The organism is Veronia pacifica (assembly GCF_001707825.1).
Classification (GTDB): Bacteria; Pseudomonadota; Gammaproteobacteria; order Enterobacterales; family Vibrionaceae; genus Veronia; species Veronia pacifica.
In genome coordinates, this window is the sequence record NZ_LYBM01000029.1 from 1 (window position 1) to 19,237 (window position 19,237).

At 46.5% G+C, this 19,237-nt stretch carries 19 protein-coding genes and 1 pseudogene; 3 read left to right on the forward strand and 17 right to left on the reverse strand.

The window, feature by feature from the left end; genetic code table 11:
• Window positions 1-208: pseudogene (locus A8L45_RS14965) on the forward strand (FAD-dependent oxidoreductase); the annotation flags it as partial.
• Window positions 209-350: 142 nt separating this feature from the next.
• On the opposite strand, the gene A8L45_RS14970 reads toward A8L45_RS14965, so the two are convergent.
• The 4 genes from A8L45_RS14970 to A8L45_RS14985 all read right to left on the reverse strand — a co-directional run bounded on the left by A8L45_RS14970 (window position 351) and on the right by A8L45_RS14985 (window position 4,464).
• Complete coding sequence (locus A8L45_RS14970; RefSeq protein ID WP_068903675.1) at window positions 351-1,139, reverse strand: ParA family protein; 789 nt, start codon at window positions 1,137-1,139, stop codon at window positions 351-353.
• Between the two features lie 262 nt (window positions 1,140-1,401).
• Window positions 1,402-2,280, reverse strand: coding sequence for a DMT family transporter (locus tag A8L45_RS14975; protein WP_068903677.1), 879 nt, complete (start codon window positions 2,278-2,280; stop codon window positions 1,402-1,404).
• A gap of 332 nt (window positions 2,281-2,612) precedes the next feature.
• The gene (locus tag A8L45_RS14980) at window positions 2,613-3,950 is read right to left on the reverse strand and encodes a DUF4397 domain-containing protein (RefSeq protein WP_068903680.1); all 1,338 of its coding nucleotides are present in this window, start codon (window positions 3,948-3,950) and stop codon (window positions 2,613-2,615) included.
• Window positions 3,951-4,221: 271 nt separating this feature from the next.
• Window positions 4,222-4,464 (reverse strand): hypothetical protein, encoded by a 243-nt coding sequence (locus A8L45_RS14985; RefSeq protein ID WP_139122389.1) that lies wholly within the window; start codon window positions 4,462-4,464, stop codon window positions 4,222-4,224.
• A 99-nt stretch (window positions 4,465-4,563) separates the two neighbouring features.
• Between A8L45_RS14985 and glpT the strand changes: the two genes are divergently transcribed.
• The gene (gene glpT, locus A8L45_RS14990; RefSeq protein WP_068903684.1) at window positions 4,564-5,922 is read left to right on the forward strand and encodes a glycerol-3-phosphate transporter; all 1,359 of its coding nucleotides are present in this window, start codon (window positions 4,564-4,566) and stop codon (window positions 5,920-5,922) included.
• Window positions 5,923-5,987: 65 nt separating this feature from the next.
• On the opposite strand, the gene ureG is transcribed toward glpT, so the two are convergent.
• The 7 genes from ureG to ureA form a co-directional block, all read right to left on the reverse strand.
• On the reverse strand, window positions 5,988-6,608 hold the full coding sequence (gene ureG, locus A8L45_RS14995; RefSeq protein WP_068903687.1) for an urease accessory protein UreG: 621 nt from the start codon (window positions 6,606-6,608) through the stop codon (window positions 5,988-5,990).
• A gap of 10 nt (window positions 6,609-6,618) precedes the next feature.
• Entirely contained in the window at window positions 6,619-7,296 is a 678-nt protein-coding gene (locus tag A8L45_RS15000) for an urease accessory protein UreF (protein ID WP_068903689.1), read from the reverse strand.
• A 12-nt stretch (window positions 7,297-7,308) separates the two neighbouring features.
• The gene (locus A8L45_RS15005) at window positions 7,309-7,566 is read right to left on the reverse strand and encodes a hypothetical protein (RefSeq protein ID WP_139122390.1); all 258 of its coding nucleotides are present in this window, start codon (window positions 7,564-7,566) and stop codon (window positions 7,309-7,311) included.
• Window positions 7,567-7,582: 16 nt separating this feature from the next.
• Window positions 7,583-8,029: an urease accessory protein UreE gene (ureE, locus tag A8L45_RS15010; RefSeq protein WP_068903693.1), complete on the reverse strand. Its 447-nt coding sequence runs from the start codon at window positions 8,027-8,029 to the stop codon at window positions 7,583-7,585.
• 37 nt (window positions 8,030-8,066) lie between these two features.
• Window positions 8,067-9,770, reverse strand: coding sequence for an urease subunit alpha (gene ureC, locus A8L45_RS15015; RefSeq protein ID WP_068903695.1), 1,704 nt, complete (start codon window positions 9,768-9,770; stop codon window positions 8,067-8,069).
• Window positions 9,771-9,834: 64 nt separating this feature from the next.
• Window positions 9,835-10,179, reverse strand: a complete 345-nt coding sequence (locus A8L45_RS15020) for an urease subunit beta (RefSeq protein ID WP_217492165.1) — start codon at window positions 10,177-10,179, stop codon at window positions 9,835-9,837.
• 11 nt (window positions 10,180-10,190) lie between these two features.
• Window positions 10,191-10,493: an urease subunit gamma gene (gene ureA, locus A8L45_RS15025; RefSeq protein WP_068903697.1), complete on the reverse strand. Its 303-nt coding sequence runs from the start codon at window positions 10,491-10,493 to the stop codon at window positions 10,191-10,193.
• Between the two features lie 449 nt (window positions 10,494-10,942).
• On the opposite strand from ureA, the gene A8L45_RS15030 reads away from it, so the two are divergent.
• A complete protein-coding gene (locus A8L45_RS15030; protein WP_139122391.1) occupies window positions 10,943-12,304 on the forward strand; it encodes a hypothetical protein in 1,362 nt (453 codons plus the stop codon).
• Window positions 12,305-12,376: 72 nt separating this feature from the next.
• Here A8L45_RS15030 and A8L45_RS15035 read toward each other — a convergent pair whose 3' ends face one another.
• The 6 genes from A8L45_RS15035 to urtA all read right to left on the reverse strand — a co-directional run bounded on the left by A8L45_RS15035 (window position 12,377) and on the right by urtA (window position 19,032).
• Window positions 12,377-13,216: an urease accessory protein UreD gene (locus tag A8L45_RS15035; RefSeq protein ID WP_068903700.1), complete on the reverse strand. Its 840-nt coding sequence runs from the start codon at window positions 13,214-13,216 to the stop codon at window positions 12,377-12,379.
• Between the two features lie 141 nt (window positions 13,217-13,357).
• The gene (urtE, locus tag A8L45_RS15040) at window positions 13,358-14,053 is read right to left on the reverse strand and encodes an urea ABC transporter ATP-binding subunit UrtE (protein WP_068903702.1); all 696 of its coding nucleotides are present in this window, start codon (window positions 14,051-14,053) and stop codon (window positions 13,358-13,360) included.
• Between the two features lie 21 nt (window positions 14,054-14,074).
• The gene (gene urtD, locus A8L45_RS15045) at window positions 14,075-14,932 is read right to left on the reverse strand and encodes an urea ABC transporter ATP-binding protein UrtD (protein WP_217492167.1); all 858 of its coding nucleotides are present in this window, start codon (window positions 14,930-14,932) and stop codon (window positions 14,075-14,077) included.
• On the reverse strand, window positions 14,932-16,047 hold the full coding sequence (gene urtC, locus A8L45_RS15050; protein WP_068903786.1) for an urea ABC transporter permease subunit UrtC: 1,116 nt from the start codon (window positions 16,045-16,047) through the stop codon (window positions 14,932-14,934). Before urtC ends, urtD begins: the two co-directional genes overlap by 1 nt.
• A gap of 3 nt (window positions 16,048-16,050) precedes the next feature.
• A complete protein-coding gene (gene urtB / locus A8L45_RS15055; RefSeq protein WP_417852015.1) occupies window positions 16,051-17,688 on the reverse strand; it encodes an urea ABC transporter permease subunit UrtB in 1,638 nt (545 codons plus the stop codon).
• A 114-nt stretch (window positions 17,689-17,802) separates the two neighbouring features.
• Window positions 17,803-19,032: an urea ABC transporter substrate-binding protein gene (gene urtA, locus A8L45_RS15060; RefSeq protein WP_245680741.1), complete on the reverse strand. Its 1,230-nt coding sequence runs from the start codon at window positions 19,030-19,032 to the stop codon at window positions 17,803-17,805.
• Between the last annotated feature and the right edge of the window lie 205 nt (window positions 19,033-19,237).

Consider the following 19,237-nt stretch of genomic DNA (forward strand, 5'->3'; position numbering starts at 1 on the left):
AACCGTTGATGACCAAGTTCAAACCTTGCATGGTGCCTATGGTCTTCCTGCTTCTGTCGATGAGCTTGATGGTCTATTTATCGCAGGTACTGAAGCGGCAAGAGGTTACGGTGGTTATATTGAGGGTGCATTAGAAGCTGCAGAAGTCGCCGTGGACAAGCTATTGCAAACCAAGAACCAGCAGTCAAGCGAAGCCGCATCAATATAAATCAAAGCCGCATCATGCGGCTTTTTTATTTTCACCTCTTGATACAATGTTCAACACATTGACCGCCATTCAACCTGTGCATTTACTCTCGCTCATTGCTGACGCTCGAGAATAAGCGGCTATATGCGTGAAATCACAGTGTTCAACTTATCTCTGCAGTCTCAGTATTTTCAAGGGTTTCAAAAACACGGCTAAAACTCTGGGTGAGCTTGTGTTTAGGCTCAGAAAAAATAAGCGGTGTCTGATGGTAATGAGACTCTTTCATTTTTATCGACTGAGGCAAAAAAGGTTCAATCATTGGTAAACCCAGTTCCCTGATATTTTCGATGATCTGAGCCGGAAATTTCGCCTGAGCATTAAACATATTTACCACGACTCCCTCAAGCTCGAGTTGTCGGTTGTGATCATTTCTTAATTCAGCCAGATTATCCATTAAGGTCAACAGCGCCTGATGAGAAAAACTATCGCAGTCAAACGGAATCAACAGGCGATTTGCCGCAATCAGCCCTGCTTTCGAGTAGAAACCGAGATTTGGAGGTGTATCAATATAAACGCGATCATACTCTTTCTCCAATTCATCCAGTGCTTCCCTTAATTTGTAAATCTTATATCGTCTTTCAAGTTCAGGTTCTAAAGCAGCAAGTCGCGGGCTCGAAGGAATAATATCGAGGTTTTCATACTGCGTTTTTTGTGGAAAAGACTTTATTGGTGTCGACACGGAAAACCAGGACACTGTCTGGTCAAAGAGATCCGCCACCGTCTTTTTACTGCGCTCATTAATATCAACGCCAAGGTAATGGCTGCTATTACCCTGAATATCGAGATCAATAAGCAGTGTCTTTTTCCCGCTGGCTGCACTCAACGCGGCGAGGTTCACCGTAATACTTGATTTACCCACACCACCTTTTTGATTAAAAATTATACGACGCATTATCCCCACCCAAAATAAAAATCGGCATTAACCAACAAACAATAATTATCAATCTAACAAAACTCGCAAAAGGTTACTTTTAACTACTTCTCGATTAAAAGTAATTGATTAGCTGAGCAATTTTTAGTGTAGACGGGGAAAGTAACTACGTTTAACTCAGGTCACTGACTGTGACATACAGAGCCTTTAATCAAAATATATCGACGTCTATTGTTTCTTTATTATGTAAATAGTGACCGAGTCATCAGGATCGATTTTACTTCTATCTTTTCCTTACCTGCTTTTTTCTCTCGACCCATTGAAAAAGCAGCAATGAGCCAAGAATAAGGCAACAGCCAGCCAGCTTAGTTGCTGAAAGTGTCTCTCCGTAATAACCAAGACTGAGTAACACAATCCAAACAGGTTCCATCATCATGACCATTGCAGCTGACGTCACACTGGCCTTTTTTTGTCCCAATGTCTGAACAGCAAATCGCAGACTAGTGGCTAACAAAACACTCATGGCTAACCAGCCAAAGACAGCGGGTGCCACTTCTGACGGCCAGCTTTCAGTAAAAAAGGATAACGTTAATCCCAAACAACCGGTAACAAAAAGCTGAACCGTAGTCAGTGCCAATACGGGTATTTGTTTCGCGATCTTACTGTTCACACTGAAATGACAGGCCATTGCTAGCGCGGCCAACAAAAAAACGAACTGTTCGTCTGAAAAAGACCAACTTCCCCCACTTAGCGAGAGAAATACCATCCCCAATGCCGCCAGAGGTGCACATAACCAGAAGACTCTTGGTGGTTGTTTTCGAAACACCAGCATAGCGACCAAAGGCACAAACAACATTGACAAACTGAGGATGAAACCGCCCACTCCCAGAGAAGTGCTAATAGACACTGCAAATACCCAGATTAATAACGTGGCTCCAAGCAGGCACCCCGTGAGAGCAGATTTTACGACCTCTGAGCGGCTAAATTTACTCAGTTGTCGAAAAGAAAACGGTAAAATGAACAGTGATGCCAGAATAAACCGTAATCCAATAAACCCGAAAGGGGGCAACCCTTGAATAGCTTCTTTTGAGAAGATCCAGCCAGATGCTGCCAACAAAGAAGCGATAAAAATAAAAATAACGCCGCGTCGCTCTGATTGCATTTTTGTCTCGACTCCAAACAAAGACCTAAAAACATCATCGGTACTGCAAACCTGATTAACCGGAGTGAGCAACCCTAAAAAATAAAAATTAGATACTCTTAGACAAAAACGTAATTGTTCTGTTTGAGCACAGACTGACAAGAATGACTGAACATTAGGTGGTGGGTCAATTCAAATGACAATGTAGCTGAAGGAGTTTTGATTTTGTTTGATTTTCAAGAAAAAAGCCTCGCATCCTAGGCGATGTGATAGATTTTCACACAGGATACGAGACTATTGATAATTGACGGTATTTAGGTCCGAACTTCGGCCGGTTTACTCATTTTTGCTTGTTATTCTTTGAAGAGAGCCGCCTGAATACCAGTTCCTCCGTTTCCATCCAACGCGACTATTCCGTACAGTTTTGTTGTGACCACTTGAACGTTAGGTACTGTCAATGCGGGCACTTTAGAATTTTCTGCCGTGACTGTTACTATGTATGTACCTGCTGGAACTTCAACCCCTGTAGCAGAACCCTTGAAATCTACACCGGGTAGAGCGGGTTGCACATTCGCTATGTTACCGTCCGCAGTGAGGTAAACATCTACTTTACCCGTATTCGCAGAAGCATGAACCACAGTAAGCTTAGCTGCAGTTGCTACAGGTCGTCTGTCTTCGACAAAAGCGACCAAGTCTGGCTTTTTGCTGCCAGTTCCATTAACAATACCAGTGGCAAGCACTCTGTAAGCAGTTGCTTTTTCAAGCGTGAGTGGTTTAGTGATAACTTTTGAGTTGGGTTGATTATTCAGGGTGACGTCAAAAACTGCAGTCTCAGATAGAAGCGATGCCTTCTTTTCGTCTTTAAAATTGATGTTGCCTGCTATCTCTGTACCGTTGCGAAGAACGTCCACGCCTTGCGCATTTGCTGCAATAGCATGATAAATCCTCACATCACTCTGGACTAATCTATCCGGTATGACACTGGATGTATTACCTGTCGCACGTTGAAGCGCGATGGGCGCGCCTGCTGAGCCAGGGAATACGTTGTTAATAGCAGTCAGGAACCAGTCATCACCATTTTTCAAAGGGACCGAACCCGTATCGTAAAGCGCAACTTTTTGATTAGGCTCCGTCACTCTCACACGATAGTTACCAACGGGCAAATCCAGCTGACCACTATTCTCCAAAAAGCTCAGCGTCAATGTAGGGTTTACGTTGGCCAAAGGTGTCTCGGGCGCAGTGACATAAATATCGACTTTCGGCGCGCCTGATGCGCCATGCAACACTTGCACTCTGCCATAGCCATGCGCAATGTGGCTTGTACTGTTTGCAACGACTTTGAGTTGCAATTGTTTGCCGGCCGCGCCGTTCACATCACCCAACGCAACGACGGTGTATTCAGTTCCTTGCTTCAATGTATAGGTTTTATCAAGTTTGTTTTCGGTATTACCGCCGGGCAATATTGCATCCACTTCTACGTTATAGTCGCCAGGCTTCACTGTAAGGTAATTACTTGCTACGCCATAATCTACTTCGCTGAGTTCTTTTCTGTCATTGAGAAGAATGTTTACTTTGGGTGCATTAGAACTCGCGTGAATCACTTTCAATTTTGGATCGGGGTGTGAAGATGAGTTGCACCCCATTGTTAATGCCATGACTCCTGCAATGATTGTTGAAGCAACATATTTCATATCTAGTCCTCCTTGTTTGAAAATCCCCCACCACTACGGGTCATCAAAAAGGCGGATCACTGCCGATAATTCTGTATAAAACACCAAAACCAAAACATTAGATATATCTTAATAAAGTTAATGCTCTACTATTTACTCAATAATAATCTGAATTTAAATGAAAAAAATAAAAGTGATCTTTTTTGCATATCTTTGCATAAGCGCACTCGCTAATTAGTACGAAAAATAGAATAACTTTTTCTGGTTAAATTTTTTTTGTCTCACTTTTAAATCAATATTCGTTGCATTCAGTCCAGCTAATTTTGACCAGTGACCCGAGATGATGTTTTACAATTGACGGCTTAATATGTAATCTTCCCCGCGATTTTCCGCCTGCTGAACATGAAATGTCGCCAGCACCGAACTGAATGCTGAAAAACGCATCAGCCACAGAGACTGACTGATAAATATAAAAAAATGTGAATGTGATAGCGTTGAACGTTATTCCCACTTTCAGTTGTCCAGTTGCGGTCACAGACATACCGCCGAATTGATTTACAATGCCGCTGCCTTTCGAACGAAAGGATTTGATTACTTTTCGAGCATAAAAACATAAAAAATAAATGAGGTTCTGATGTTTGGAATATTTAGGCCAGACGCTCATGTCGCGCGTCTGCCTTCCAATAGAATTGATAGCACGTATACCCGACTTCGTTGGCAACTTTTCATCGGCATTTTCTTTGGTTATGCCGGTTATTACCTTGTACGCAAAAACTTTAGCCTTGCAATGCCTTACCTTGTTGAACAGGGGTTCAGCCGCGGTGACCTTGGTGTCGCACTTGCCGCTGTTTCAATTGCTTATGGTCTATCTAAATTTTTAATGGGCAGCATCTCTGACCGCTCTAACCCTCGATACTTTTTGAGTGCCGGGCTTTTAATGTCGGCATTAGTGATGTTCTGTTTTGGCTTTATGCCTTGGGCAACAGGCAGCATCACCGCAATGTTTATTCTGCTATTCCTTAACGGTTGGTTTCAGGGTATGGGATGGCCAGCGTGTGGCCGAACCATGGTGCATTGGTGGTCTCGAAAAGAACGTGGCGAAATTGTCTCGTTATGGAACGTAGCACATAATGTTGGTGGTGGATTGATCGGTCCCATGTTCCTGCTGGGTCTATGGGCATTCAATGATGATTGGCATACCGCCTTTTACGTACCTGCTTTTTTTGCCACTCTGGTCGCCGTTTTTATCTGGCTAACCTTGCGCGATACCCCACAATCATGCGGTTTACCGCCCATTGAAGAATACAAAAACGATTATCCTGACGACTACGACACCTCGCACGAAAAAGAGATGACGGCAAAAGACATCTTTTTCAAATACGTCTTCTCGAATAAGTTGCTCTGGTCGATAGCTATCGCCAATGCCTTCGTGTACCTGATTCGATATGGTGTACTCGACTGGGCACCTGTTTATCTCAAAGAAGCCAAAGGCTTTAGCGTAGATAAGTCATCATGGGCATACTTCCTGTACGAGTGGGCAGGTATTCCGGGCACGCTACTTTGTGGCTGGATCTCCGACAAGCTGTTTAAAGGACGTCGAGCCCCTGCTGGTATTCTATTTATGGCGTTGGTGACCATTGCTGTTCTGGTTTACTGGTTTAATCCTGCGGGTAATCCGGCTGTTGATATGATGGCATTAGTCGCCATTGGCTTCCTGATTTATGGCCCTGTCATGCTTATCGGTCTGTATGCGCTTGAACTCGCGCCTAAAAAAGCGGCGGGCACTGCAGCAGGTCTGACCGGTTTGTTCGGCTATCTCGGAGGCGCGGTCGCTGCAAATGCCATACTGGGATATACGGTTGACCACTTTGGCTGGGATGGCGGCTTTATGATTTTGGTTGCATCCTGTGTGATGTCTATCGTTTGTCTGCTCTACGCCTTGGTGGGTGAAAGTCGTCATCACAAGAACAAGCAACAACAGGCTATTGCCTGACCCCAATTGAACGCGTTAACACTCAGTCATTACCGAGATTGGGCAGCATCGCTGCCCTTTTGGGTTTAACTCGCCAGTGACAGCATTCCCTGTGTTTCAATAAACTCGATAATCGCGGGTAAGCCCTCTTTCTTTTTGAGATTGGTGAAGACATATGGCTTATCGGGCCGCATCCGGCTGGTGTCGGCGTCCATCACTTCTAATGAGGCACCAACGTAAGGAGCAAGGTCTATTTTGTTGATCACCAGCAGATCGGAACGGGTAATACCGGGGCCGCCTTTTCTGGGGATCTTCTCGCCCTCAGCGACATCAATCACGTAGATGGTGAGGTCTGAGAGTTCGGGGCTGAATGTGGCACTGAGATTGTCACCCCCGCTTTCTATGAATACCACATCTAAATTCTTATGCAGTTTTGCCAGTCCCTCTACGGCTTCAAGGTTCATTGACGCATCTTCTCTGATTGCGGTGTGCGGGCAACCGCCGGTTTCTACACCAACAATCCGATCAGCATCCAAAGCTTCAGCTTCGGTAAGCAGCCTCGCATCCTCTCTGGTATAGATATCATTGGTCACTACGGCTATCTGATAACGATCCCTCAATGTTTTACACAAAACCTCAAGGAGTGCGGTTTTGCCAGACCCAACAGGGCCTCCGACCCCAATGCGTAAAGGTTGTTTATATTCCATTTCTCTCTCCTTAAGACCGGAAAAGCCGGGTATATTGTGTTTCGTGTCGACTCGACGCAATGACTTGCGCAGGTGTAAAACTGCCGATATCTGAATCGACAATATGGTTTGATTGCTCGACGGCATTATTCATTGCAGTATCCATCTCAAGCATTACCCGTTGACCATCTGTCTGACCGAGCGGGATCAGTTTGATGCCCGCCATAGTGCTATTTTCCAGCCAACTCCAGAGGAATCCCCTGCACATACTGTCCTCATCAAGCTCCCACACCACACAGGCCAGCGCAAAACCAATCAGACTGTTATGAGCGGAAAGGTCGACAAGCGTTTTATCAGAGGAATTAACGATGCCAAGTTGGGTGATCAATCTTGCCATCGCTTTGCCCCGCGTTTTTTCCTCCGAGCGCAGTTCAAAGGTTTCACGATTAGCATAGAACCAGTCGTTCAACCGATTTACCTGATTGATGTCATTGTCTGACAATGCAGTATGCATCCGCCGGAGCAGCGGGAGTTCGAGCGTCATAAGACTCGACTCAAGCATACTGGTCAGCCACTGGCAAAATGTACTTTTGTTGGTCACCCACCCCAATTCAATCGCTCTTTCCAACCCCTGTGAATAGCTGAAAGCACCAACTGGGAGTGAGGGGCTAATTAACTGAAATAGCCGATAGTCTTTATTGCTAACCATGATCAGTCGCTGTTATTGACTTTTTGTGAGAACAGATAGGTGCTCTCTTTTCTTCGTCAGTAAATTGGTAACTTTGGGTACAGCCACAAACAAACCCGCCAAACACAATCCGCCTGCTAACAACCCACCGTGACTGATCACTGCATGAGCCAGACTATGAAGAAAACCGGGATCAACGGTATGCCCGCTTTCGTGAGACGACGCAGGTAAGCTCATCATGAGTGATACCGCAGTAAAAATAACGATGCAGGGAGATGTCACTTTTTTCATTATGAATACCTCTTTTTCAGTGATGATGTTCGGTTTGATGTTGACCATATGCGCCAGATTCAGGCTCGAACGGGGCTCGTTCCACCACAACTTTACCACCCAGTAATTCAACCATTTCATCCAGTACATGGTCGTGTTGATAGCGCAGGTAACATGCATTGATTTCGAGTGGTACATGTCGATTACCGAGGTGATAACAGAGCTTCGCCATCAAAAGCGCAGAGTCTGCCGAGACACTGCTCACTGACTCAGTCGCAGCAATTATTCTGACAGTGAACCCCTCCTCAGTGGCCACCATATCACCGCCCCGGAGAATTCTGCCCCGCGGTAAAAACAGGCCTGCATCTTCACCATTATCCAATACCACTTTTAATCGGCTCTTAATTCGCTGATCTATGGTCAGGCTGACACTGGTATCAGCCTCTATCGGGGCCTTCTCAACCAGAGTGGTCAATCTTTTCATTGGTTGCTCCTTGCCAACACGCCTACATAACGTGGATTTAGAAAAGAAAATATCGTTGCGCCATAGGTAAAACACTTGCAGGCTCGCAGACCAGCAACTCGCCATCAGCGCGAACTTCATAAGTCTGTGAATCCACTTCAATGTGCGGTTGCCAACTGTTCAGAACCATGTCGGCTTTTGAGATATTCCGACAGCCAGATACCGCCTCAGTTTTGCTCTGTAAGTTAAGCTGTCCACCAATATCAGCATCCATAGCCGCTTTTGACATAAACAATACGGACGTTTGATATTTCGCCTTACCAAAATTGCCGAACATAGGTCGGTAATGCACAGGCTGAGGAGTCGGAATCGACGCGTTTGGATCCCCCATAGGTGCGGCAGCAATCATGCCGCCTTTGAGGATAATGGAGGGTTTTACCCCAAAAAATGCTGGCTTCCACAACACTAAATCAGCCAGCTTGCCGGTTTCAATCGAACCAACAAGATGTGAAATACCATGGCTAATCGCGGGGTTGATTGTATATTTAGCAATGTAACGCTTGAGGCGGTTATTATCATTTTCTGAAGGATCACCAGCCAGACTTCCGCGTTGTACCTTCATCTTGTGCGCCGTTTGCCATGTACGACAAATCACCTCACCTACTCGACCCATTGCCTGAGAATCAGAGGCGATCATTGAGAATGCCCCCAGATCGTGCAGGATATCCTCGGCTGCAATGGTCTCCCTTCGAATCCGTGACTCCGCAAACGCCACATCTTCAGCAATTGCGGGAGATAAGTGGTGACAGACCATCAACATATCGAGATGTTCGTCAACCGTGTTGACGGTATAAGGGCGGGTAGGATTGGTTGAGGAAGGCAACACATTGGCAAGACCCGCCGCTTTGATAATGTCCGGTGCATGACCGCCACCCGCCCCTTCTGTGTGATAGGTATGAATCACCCGATCGCCTATTGCCTCAAGGGTTGATTCAACGAATCCAGATTCATTTAACGTATCGGTATGGATAGCAACCTGAACGTCCATCTCGTCAGCGACAGACAGGCAGCAATCGATGGCGGCAGGCGTTGTTCCCCAGTCTTCATGAAGCTTGAGACCTATACCACCCGCAGCGATTTGTTCCCTCAATGCCTCAGGTTGACTGGCGTTACCCTTGCCCAGCAAGCCAAAGTTCATCGGGAATTCATCTAAGGATTCCAGCATCCTCGACATATTCCATGGTCCGGGCGTACAGGTGGTAGCATTGGTTCCTGTCGCAGGTCCGGTTCCTCCCCCCAGCATTGTTGTTACACCAGAGCAAAGCGCTTCTTCTATTTGCTGAGGACAAATAAAGTGAATGTGGGCATCGATACCGCCCGCTGTCAGGATACACCCCTCACCTGCCAATATTTCAGTGCCCGGACCAATGACAATATCGACACCACTTTGCACATCAGGGTTACCCGCCTTGCCTATCGATGATATCAAGCCATCTTTGACTGCTACGTCGGCTTTTACTATGCCCCAATAATCGAGAATAACAGCATTGGTGATCACTAAGTCTGGTGTTTCAGCGCTGGGCCTCTGGCTTTGACCCATACCGTCACGGGTCGTTTTACCACCGCCAAATTTGACCTCATCACCGTATACGGTGAAATCTTTTTCTACTTCAAGAAACAGTTCGGTATCTGCCAACCGGAATCTATCGCCTGTTGTTGGCCCAAACATCTCGACGTAGGCTTGTCTAGAAATACTTACCATACCGCTCTCCAATCCCTGAAAGTGTCCGCAAAAAGTCGTTAATGACGAAGATGCAACTCGACGTTTACTTGGCGCTCAACGGCCCCATACAACGACCTTTGAAACCGTAGATTTCTCGCTTACCGGCAAATTCAACCAACTCAATCGTCCTTGTCTGACCCGGTTCAAATCGCATAGCAGTGCCCGATGCGATATTGAGTCGAAAACCTCTCGTCAAATCTCGGTCAAACCTGAGGGCATCATTCGCTTCGAAAAAGTGATAGTGAGAACCCACTTGGATTGGCCTGTCACCAAGATTGGCAACGGTGAGCCGCTGTGTTTTACGACCCGAATTGAGTTCGATATCGGCACCTGCGGGAAGGCATTCACCGGGGATCAGGTTTTTTGTGTTTTTGTTGTTATCCTTCATAGGCTCATCCCTCATACAATGGGATCATGAACGGTGACAAGCTTGGTTCCATCAGGAAACGTCGCCTCAACCTGGACATCAGTGATCATGCTCGCCACGCCATCCATGACTTCATCTACACCAAGTACGGTTCTGCCGTAGTCCATCAGCTCAGCCACAGAACGGCCCTCTCTTGCACCCTCCAAAATAGCTGCACTGATCAGTGCTACAGACTCTGGGTAATTAAGCTTTAACCCTCTCTCTCTCCGACGTTCGGCGAGAAGCGCAGCAGTGAATAACAACAATTTATCTTTCTCTCTCGGTGTAAGTTCCATCTTTATCACCTCAGATAATGAGTCACTCAATTTAGTGATATGCCTCGTAAATTTATACAAGCACATCAGCAAGAGTCATGCCCAATCACCAAAGATTTTTATCTCACTGATTTTATTGGTTAATTTAATTTTTATGTGTTGTGTACTCCCCGATGATGTCAAGTTATTGCACCATGAGTGTGCGCGCATAAAGAGGCGCACCAAGAAGAAGCAACATCGTCATTCCGGCTCACAAATGAACACGTCAACGATAGTTAAATCACCTCATACTAGGGGAGTTTGAGCTTGAGCTTGCCGAGGCTCACCTTTGATAAGAAATTACAACTTTTTCAATATAAAAGGGGCTTTGTAGATAAGGGTCGTTCTTTTGATAGAAAATAACTTTTTATTGGAACGTTTCAGGCCTGAAAATCACTCAGTAGAAAATGGAACTTTCATCGGCGCTGACAATGATAAAATTCACAAAAAAGTATTTCTTCCCATTGCTCTCACTCCTTCTTATATCAATACAGGGCTGCGGTGGCGGCGACGACGGGAATACAGAAACACCTCCTGTCAATAATGGAAATACTGACCCAAGTTTCCTGACTTCTCTCTCATCATATGCCTTCGACGACGATTCCAGAGAAACGGAGATTCTCATACGATGTGCCAGAGCATTTTTGTCCGAACAGTCCTGTAACCTCAGTGAAATCAGTCCAATAGGGGCAGGAACGTTGCGAGCAACAATTCCGCTTTCGTCGATCACCAATCGACTGCTCGTCTCGCACTCATGGATGGCTGATAGCTTTATCGAGACACTTGAAACCATTGACAATCAAGAGCTGCTAAATATGTTCGGCTCGGTCAACACGATAGTGATCAGCCACGATGTTTTACCTTCTTTTTACTCACCTCGTACTGGTTCTGTATATCTCAATCCGTCATATCTATGGAGGAATGTTGATGAGTGGGCGACGATAGATAAAAAGGAAGATCCCCGTACCGATTATGGTCGGGAATTACAGATGATGGGCTTCTCCCGCTTTATTGATCCAACTGATAAAAACAGGGTGACGACTTCTAATCGATATAGCGATGAAAACGAGACGCGCCTTTCGTCCGAGATAGCACCCGGCATGTTCTCACTATTGGTGCACGAGCTTGCACACGCAAACGACTTTTTACCCCCCAACTCTTTGCTGGCAATACCCAACTATGGCGTCTTCACCGACTATTTATATGCCCCTAATATGGTTCAGAATCAGCTGAAACAGTACTGGCCACTTCGTTCTACCACCCTGAAGAATCTCGCATCAGTGATGTTTGAAGGCAAAACCGCGACAGACAGATTGAAAGAGGTAACACCTCTGGATGCAGGACGCGCGTTTTCCGACGATGGTGCCGCAATGATGTATGGTTACTCATACTATGACTCATATGGAGCAGAAGACGTCGCGACCCTGCTTGAAGAAGTCATGATGTGGATTCAGTATGGTGCAGTTTCCGACGTTGCATTCGTCAGAAACCCTAAAAACGACAGCCAAGATTGCGCTGACTATGTTGTGAAATGGGGACAGAGAGTCCGCCTTGCAGACCAGAATGTCCGCGCACGAGCAGATTTTGTCGCTCAACAGATTTTAGGACGCTCGGTATTCATTGAGCTGCAAAACCTTCCTGCGCAACCCATAGAGTTGGTGACAGAAACAGACTGGTGTTCCAGCAGGACCGAAACGGATACATTGAGCCAAAGTGTTCGAACAAGAGCCGCTATCCAACGTGATGATAGTGGAAACAATGACTTCCTTGATGACTATGGGCCTCGTAAGTAATGCTGCAAAGTGAACATGATAAAAAAGGCTGCTCATTGGCAGCCTTTTTTGTTTTTCAGTCATATGTTCGTTTCACACCAACCAAATCCGCGGTACACCCGGAGTTTCACCTTTCCAATGGCCTCGGGTAAGCTGCCATACTCTGGTAAGCACACGGAACATCGATTCAACATCATTCGCAAGGCCTCTGACAACGGTCAGACCGTCAATGTAGGTCGCCCCCATCACGACGTTGTCAAAGTCTTCGTGGTCTTTTTGGGATTCGAATATTTCCTGCCATTGTGAACAAAGCTTTTCACCTTCATCGCATACAATGTAGGCAGTAGCGGTAATAGGAAAATCACGCATCCCTGCAGCCTGACCGACGGCTAACCCCTCACCGATTCTCATCCGCTCACTGAGTACTAAACGCTCGTCAATGTATATCCGACTCGTGCCTTTTATCAGCCCTTTTTCGAACACATCGCCATTTGCAGGTCGTCCAACGCTCCAAATATCCCAGCCAAAAAAACACCCGCCAGACTGAATATGAATGTCGGTATCAATATCCAGCCGGGTGCCCGGGAACGCAATGTTCTCTAGTGGTAACCATTCCATAATTGCGTCTTTATCTACAACAAACGTTTGACGCAGTGAAGCAACTTTGCCGCCAGACCGGTAAAAACGGGTAGCACCAGGTGTGGTCAGTAGGGAGTGAGCACCCTTTTCCGTTCGGCTGTTAAAAAACAACTGATCGCCACCGACAACGCCACCGGGAGGATGCAAAAGATAAACATGACAAATACCACCTTCTGGATACAAAGGGCGTTGTACAGCAAGAGGTCCCCTGTGGTGGTATTTCTTTAATACTGTTTTGTCGCCTCTGTCAGCAAAATCAAGCTCTAGCTCAGCTCTCCATCCATCTGGAGAGATATCTTTTGTGACATTTTTACCATTAAACTCTGCCTCAACGGCCTTTAACCTTCGGACTTCGCAACCATATGTTTACCTATCCATGGTTAACAAACGACACCATAACAATGCATGATGGTGAAAAATGCAGACAATATGCGTCTAAACGGTCAGATACTTATCAACAGTTTCATCAGACAGGTCATCCATTGTGCCTGAAGAAACTGGCCTGCCCCGATCTATGAGACAAAAACGCTGACCAAATTTTCTAACAAATGGAAGTTTCTGCTCAACTAACAAAACTGTCAATCCCATTTCTCTATTAAGCTTTTGAATGATCACACCAATCTCATTAACGATACTTGGCTGTATGCCTTCTGTCGGTTCGTCTAAAAGTAAAAGCTTTGGATCAACTATTAATGCCCTGGCTATTGCAAGCTGTTGCTGTTGTCCCCCGGATAGGTCTCCGCCCAACCTAAATCTCATTTCTTTGAGTATTGGGAAAAGCTCATATATAAATGATGGGATCTTTCTATCATTTTTCTTCCTGATAGGGAGCCCGATCTGAAGATTTTCCTCCACGGTTAACATCGGAAAAATCTGCCGCCCCTGTGGCACATAACCAATCCCCTGATGAGGCCTTAACTCAGTAGGAGACTGTGAGATAGTTTTTCCTGACAGTTGAATTTGCCCACTTTGAATCGGCAAAAGCCCCATAATGCACTGCATTAATGTCGTTTTACCTACACCGTTTCGGCCCATCAGAACTGTGCATTCACTCTCTGGTACTTCCATACTCATATCCCAGAGAATGTGGCTCTCACCATAAAACTGGTTTACCTCTTGGATGGACAACATACTTGTGATTCCCCTATCAATTTATTCACCGAGATAAACTTCTCTTACCGTGTCGTTACTTTGTACAGCAGCCATAGTGCCCTCTGCCAATACTTGCCCCTGATGTAACACTGTGACTGTGCTGGCTATCGAGCGAATAAACTCCATATCATGCTCAACCACAACGACAGACTGCTCCCCGGCCAGACTCAAGAGTAGTTCAGCGGTTCGATCCATTTCCTGATGGGTCATGCCTGCTACTGGCTCATCGACCAAAAGCAGCTGAGGTTTTTGCATTAACAGCATGCCAATTTCCAGCCACTGTTTCTGGCCATGCGACAACTTTCCCGCAAGGCCATTACGCTCTTTCTCTAACCCTATTATCGATAATATCCGCTTAATCTCATCAGTCTGGACTGCCGACAGCCGTGCCCTGAAGACCGCAACCGTGTTGCGAATACCAGCCATGGCTAATTCAAGGTTTTCCCAAACAGTCAGCGCCTCAAACACCGAGGGTTTTTGAAATTTACGGCCAATACCTGCATTGGCAATGGCCGCCTCATCCATTTTCAGTAGGTTGAGCGATGAGCCAAGCCAAACCTGCCCTTCATCAGGCCGGGTTTTTCCGGTGATAATATCCATCATGGTGGTCTTGCCTGCGCCATTTGGCCCAATGATGCATCTCAGCTCACCCGGTTCGATGTAAAGATTAAGGTCGTTAATCGCCTTGAACCCATCAAACGAAACAGACACTCCCTCCATGTAAAGCAGAATGTTATTTCGGGTATCAACCGCAGGATGCAGTTCGGGCTGGACAAAGTCGAACACTTGGTCACGACGAAGCAGTTCCCTCATCCCCTGCACGGAGCGTTGTATTTGTTCTAATCCCTCGCCTACCATCATTTCGGTTCCTCCACCAAGGTGTTGTCTCGTTTGAGCATCGAACTGAGCGTATGGAAAATACCACTGACCCCTTTAGGGAAAAACAATGTCGAGACAACAAACAAACCGCCCAGAGCAAAGAGCCAAACCTCGGGAAACTCAACCGTGAACCAACTTTTTGCGTAATTCACCAATACAGCGCCAATCACTGCACCATAAAGTGTCGCCCTACCACCAAGGGCTACCCAAACAACAATTTCAATTGAGTTAAGCGGCGAGAATTCACCCGGATTAATGATGCCAACCTGAGGCACATAAAGCGCCCCTGCAACGCCTGCTATTACTGCCGACAACACAAAGAGCCACAATTTTATGTTTTCTACCCTGTACCCCATAAAACGTACCCTTGCCTCGCCATCACGAATCGCCATCGACAGACGGCCCAATCGACTATTCACGATGCGGTGACAAACGACGTAGACCCCGACTAATGTGAGGACAGTCGCGACGAACAATCCCACCTTGGTGACATCAGACTGGAGGCTTGCACCGAGAATATCTTTAAAGTCAGTAAGACCGTTATTGCCGCCAAACCCCATCTCGTTGCGGAAGAAAGCCAGCATAAGTGCATATGTTAATGCCTGTGTAATGATTGATAAATACACACCGGACACCCGCGAGCGGAAAGCAAGCCAACCAAAAATAAAGGCTAATGTACCCGGAACCAGCGCAATCATCAGGCAGGTAAACCAAAATTGATCGAAACCGAGCCAGAACCACGGCAAGTCTTGCCAGTTAAGGAACACCATGAAATCCGGTAATAAGGGATCACCATATACACCCCGATCGCCAATTTGCCGCATTAAGTACATGCCCATGGCATAGCCACCGAGTGCGAAAAATGCTCCGTGGCCCAAACTCAGTATCCCCAGATACCCCCAGACTAAATCAACCGCCAAGGCCAGAATGGCGTAAGACAAATACTTTCCCAGTAAAGACACGGTATAGGTTTCAACATGAAAAATGCTTTCCGACGGTACCCACAAATTTAAAATGGGGACGACGAAACCCAGAGCAAGCAAAATGGCAATCAATCGGAAACTTGCAGGCTGTTGCCTGAGATCATTCAGCATCATTTAGCCCTCCGCCATTCGGCCACGTTGCGGGAACAGTCCCTTTGGCCGCTTTTGAATAAACAAAATGATGAATACCAATACCAGAATCTTTGCCAGAACCGCGCCCGCCCAAGGCTCAAGGAGTTTATTGAAAATACCCAGACTCAAACCCGCGACCAGCGTGCCCCAGAGATTTCCAACACCACCGAACACCACAACCATGAAGGAATCTATGATGTATGCCTGCCCCATATTAGGGCCCACATTGGTCAACTGAGAGAGTGCCACGCCAGCGATACCCGCCACACCGGCACCAATACCGAATGTCATGATATCAACACGCTCCGACCTTACCCCCATGGCTCTTGCCATTGCCCTGTTCTGGGATACCGCTCTCACCTGAAGGCCCAGTGCGGTTCTTTTCAATACCAGTAACAAGCTGAAAAAGACAATGAGACAAAACGCAATGATGTAAAGCCGATTCCAGGTAAGAGATAACATCGGCGAGATCTCAAGCATTCCGGACATAAATTCAGGTGTACTGACCGAGCGATTCAGTGGCGAAAACACAGAACGAACCGCTTGCTGAAGAATCAGACTTAATCCAAAAGTCGCCAACAAGGTCTCCAATGGTCTGCCGTATAAGTGGCGGATAACCGTCCGCTCAATCAACATACCGACACTGCCAGACACTATGAATGCGACCGGAATGGATAGCAACAATGCCAATCCAGCCTGACCCGGCAAGAGTTGCTGCATTACATAGGTGCTATAGGCTCCGAGCATAACGAGCTCACCATGGGCCATATTGATAACCCCCATGACCCCAAATGTAATAGCCAGCCCTATACCAGCCAGAACCAATACCGACCCGAGGCTAATGCCGAAATAAAGGGTCTCCACTCCCCTCATCAGACGCTCATACTGATCTAATTGGTCCAAAGACAAATTAATGGCATGTATTAATTCTGGGTTGCTAGTTTTTGGCAAAGCCTGTTTAAGCACCTGTTGAGCCTGCGGCAGCGCTGAAGCGCCAAGTAAAACAATATCCGCTTTGAGCTTGTCTGCTGGGTGCTTATTGAGGTTATTGACAGCATGAATGGCAAGCGCCAGTTCAATCGTCTCTTTAATCTCGTTGTCAGTTTCATTTTCCTTTTGTTCTGACAAGATGTGCGCAGTGCTCGCATCAATCTTTGTCATTAACCGTTTAACTGCTGACAGACGCTTTTCTGGGGAAGTATCCGACAGCTCAAGCCGAGCAATCCCCTCGTTGATAGTACGGCGGACAGCATTGTTGATTGTCACTTTTCTCAGCTTGAGCGACTTTGGCTCTGCGTGAATATAAGAATCAGCAAGACGGCGTGCTGTCTTACCCTCAAGTATCCAGAGTTGGAGGGCTTTCTTGTCATAAACCACTTTTCGCTCAAGCAGTGCCGCCAGCAAATCCCTGGCATCAGGGTGACCTTGACTGACCAGCCATGAGATGGCCCTTTGCTTTTCTTTAAACTTGCCTTTTGAGAGGGTTGACTCAACATCCGCAAACCCAGAAATTGTCGCCTGTGACGGGAGAGAAAAAACAGCGCAGCATAGCAGGCATATTATCGTGAACATGTCCTGCACGTGTTTTTTGCTGAGCCAGGGCCTGATGATCATATCCATATCGTCTTCCGCTTTTTAAGCGATTAACGCCAACATCAATGTCGGCAGCTCCGCTAAACAAGGTAAGGTGGGTATCAAAGGCAGCCCGTTCAGGCTGCCTGTTCTGACAATAAGTTACTTGCTTTCGCCTGAGCATTTGCCTGTCTGAACATTAAAGCTCCCACACGACATCGGCTTCAGCCAACTGGCAAACAGGTCTTTAGAGCCCGACAGAAAGTCTGACCAGGCATCTCCGGCAATGACATCTGTGGTTTCCCAGACAGACACAAACTGACCGTCGTCCTGAATTTCACCGATAAGGACGGGCTTGGTGATATGGTGGTTTGGCATCATTGTCGCATAGCCACCCGACAGATTCGGGACAGTCACTCCAATGATGGATTCCTGCACAGCTTCAGAGTCCGTGGTACCCGCTTTCTCGACCGCTTTTGTCCACATCTTGAACCCTAGATAAGTGGCTTCCATCGGGTCGTTGGTCACGCGCTTATCATCTTTGATGAACTTGTGCCATTTTTCGACGAAGGCGGCGTTGGCATCCGTCTCAACACTCATGAAGTAGTTCCACGCTGCGAGATGCCCCACCAGCGCCGAGGTATCCATACCTGATAGCTCCTCCTCACCGACAGAGAAAGCCACAACAGGAATATCCTCAGCTTTCACGCCTTGAGCAGCAAGCTCCTTGTAGAAGGGCACATTCGCATCGCCATTAATTGTGGAGACAACAGCAGTCTTTTTACCCGCAGCGCCAAACTTTTTAATGTCAGATACGATGGACTGCCAGTCAGAATGACCGAAAGGTGTATAGCTAACCATGATGTCTGTCGCTTTGACGCCTTTATCTTTCAGGTAAGCTTCAAGAATTTTATTGGTTGTTCGAGGATAAACGTAATCCGTTCCCGCCAATACCCAGCGTTCGATATCCAGATCAGCCATCAAATAATCAACAGCGGGTATTGCTTGCTGGTTCGGTGCCGCTCCTGTGTAAAACACATTTTTTGATGACTCCTCACCCTCATACTGGACAGGGTAAAACAGCAAGCTGTTCAGTTCTTCAAAGACAGGTAACACCGACTTTCTCGAAACGGATGTCCAGCAACCGAACACCACATCTACCTTTTCTTTTTCGATTAATTCACGGGCTTTTTCGGCGAATAGTGGCCAGTTAGAAGCAGGATCCACCACAACAGGCTCAAGCTTTTTGCCTAAGAGGCCACCTGCTTTGTTTTGTTCGTCAATCATCATTAACACTGTATCTTTCAGTGTTGTTTCACTGATTGCCATCGTCCCTGACAATGAATGAAGAACACCGACCTTTATGGTGTCATCATCGGCGTACACATTCATTGCACCAAAAAGTGCCAGGGTAAGTGCAAGTTTGCGAGTAAAACGTATTCTGTTCTTTTCCATCTCTGAGCCTCTCCATTTGAAATTAGTTCCAAAGCCAAACAGAGATAGGCCAGATCTATGCCAACTGAGTCGCAAAAAAATTAACTCAATGAAGTTATTGCAAAAAATCAAATCAGTGAGAAGAAATACTGAAGAGTAAAAA

Coding starts and splice junctions, on each gene's coding strand:
- A8L45_RS15030 (WP_139122391.1), top strand. CDS start 10,943: ATGATAAAATTCACAAAAAAGTATTTCTTCCCATTGCTCTCACTCCTT.
- urtA (WP_245680741.1), bottom strand. CDS start 19,032: ATGAATGTGTACGCCGATGATGACACCATAAAGGTCGGTGTTCTTCAT.
- urtB (WP_417852015.1), bottom strand. CDS start 17,688: ATGGATATGATCATCAGGCCCTGGCTCAGCAAAAAACACGTGCAGGAC.
- ureC (WP_068903695.1), bottom strand. CDS start 9,770: ATGGTAAGTATTTCTAGACAAGCCTACGTCGAGATGTTTGGGCCAACA.
- urtD (WP_217492167.1), bottom strand. CDS start 14,932: ATGGTAGGCGAGGGATTAGAACAAATACAACGCTCCGTGCAGGGGATG.
- glpT (WP_068903684.1), top strand. CDS start 4,564: ATGTTTGGAATATTTAGGCCAGACGCTCATGTCGCGCGTCTGCCTTCC.
- A8L45_RS15005 (WP_139122390.1), bottom strand. CDS start 7,566: ATGAAAAAAGTGACATCTCCCTGCATCGTTATTTTTACTGCGGTATCA.
- urtC (WP_068903786.1), bottom strand. CDS start 16,047: ATGCTGAATGATCTCAGGCAACAGCCTGCAAGTTTCCGATTGATTGCC.
- urtE (WP_068903702.1), bottom strand. CDS start 14,053: ATGTTGTCCATCCAAGAGGTAAACCAGTTTTATGGTGAGAGCCACATT.
- A8L45_RS15020 (WP_217492165.1), bottom strand. CDS start 10,179: ATGAAGGATAACAACAAAAACACAAAAAACCTGATCCCCGGTGAATGC.
- A8L45_RS14970 (WP_068903675.1), bottom strand. CDS start 1,139: ATGCGTCGTATAATTTTTAATCAAAAAGGTGGTGTGGGTAAATCAAGT.
- A8L45_RS14975 (WP_068903677.1), bottom strand. CDS start 2,280: ATGCAATCAGAGCGACGCGGCGTTATTTTTATTTTTATCGCTTCTTTG.
- ureA (WP_068903697.1), bottom strand. CDS start 10,493: ATGGAACTTACACCGAGAGAGAAAGATAAATTGTTGTTATTCACTGCT.
- ureE (WP_068903693.1), bottom strand. CDS start 8,029: ATGAAAAGATTGACCACTCTGGTTGAGAAGGCCCCGATAGAGGCTGAT.
- A8L45_RS14980 (WP_068903680.1), bottom strand. CDS start 3,950: ATGAAATATGTTGCTTCAACAATCATTGCAGGAGTCATGGCATTAACA.
- ureG (WP_068903687.1), bottom strand. CDS start 6,608: ATGGAATATAAACAACCTTTACGCATTGGGGTCGGAGGCCCTGTTGGG.
- A8L45_RS15000 (WP_068903689.1), bottom strand. CDS start 7,296: ATGGTTAGCAATAAAGACTATCGGCTATTTCAGTTAATTAGCCCCTCA.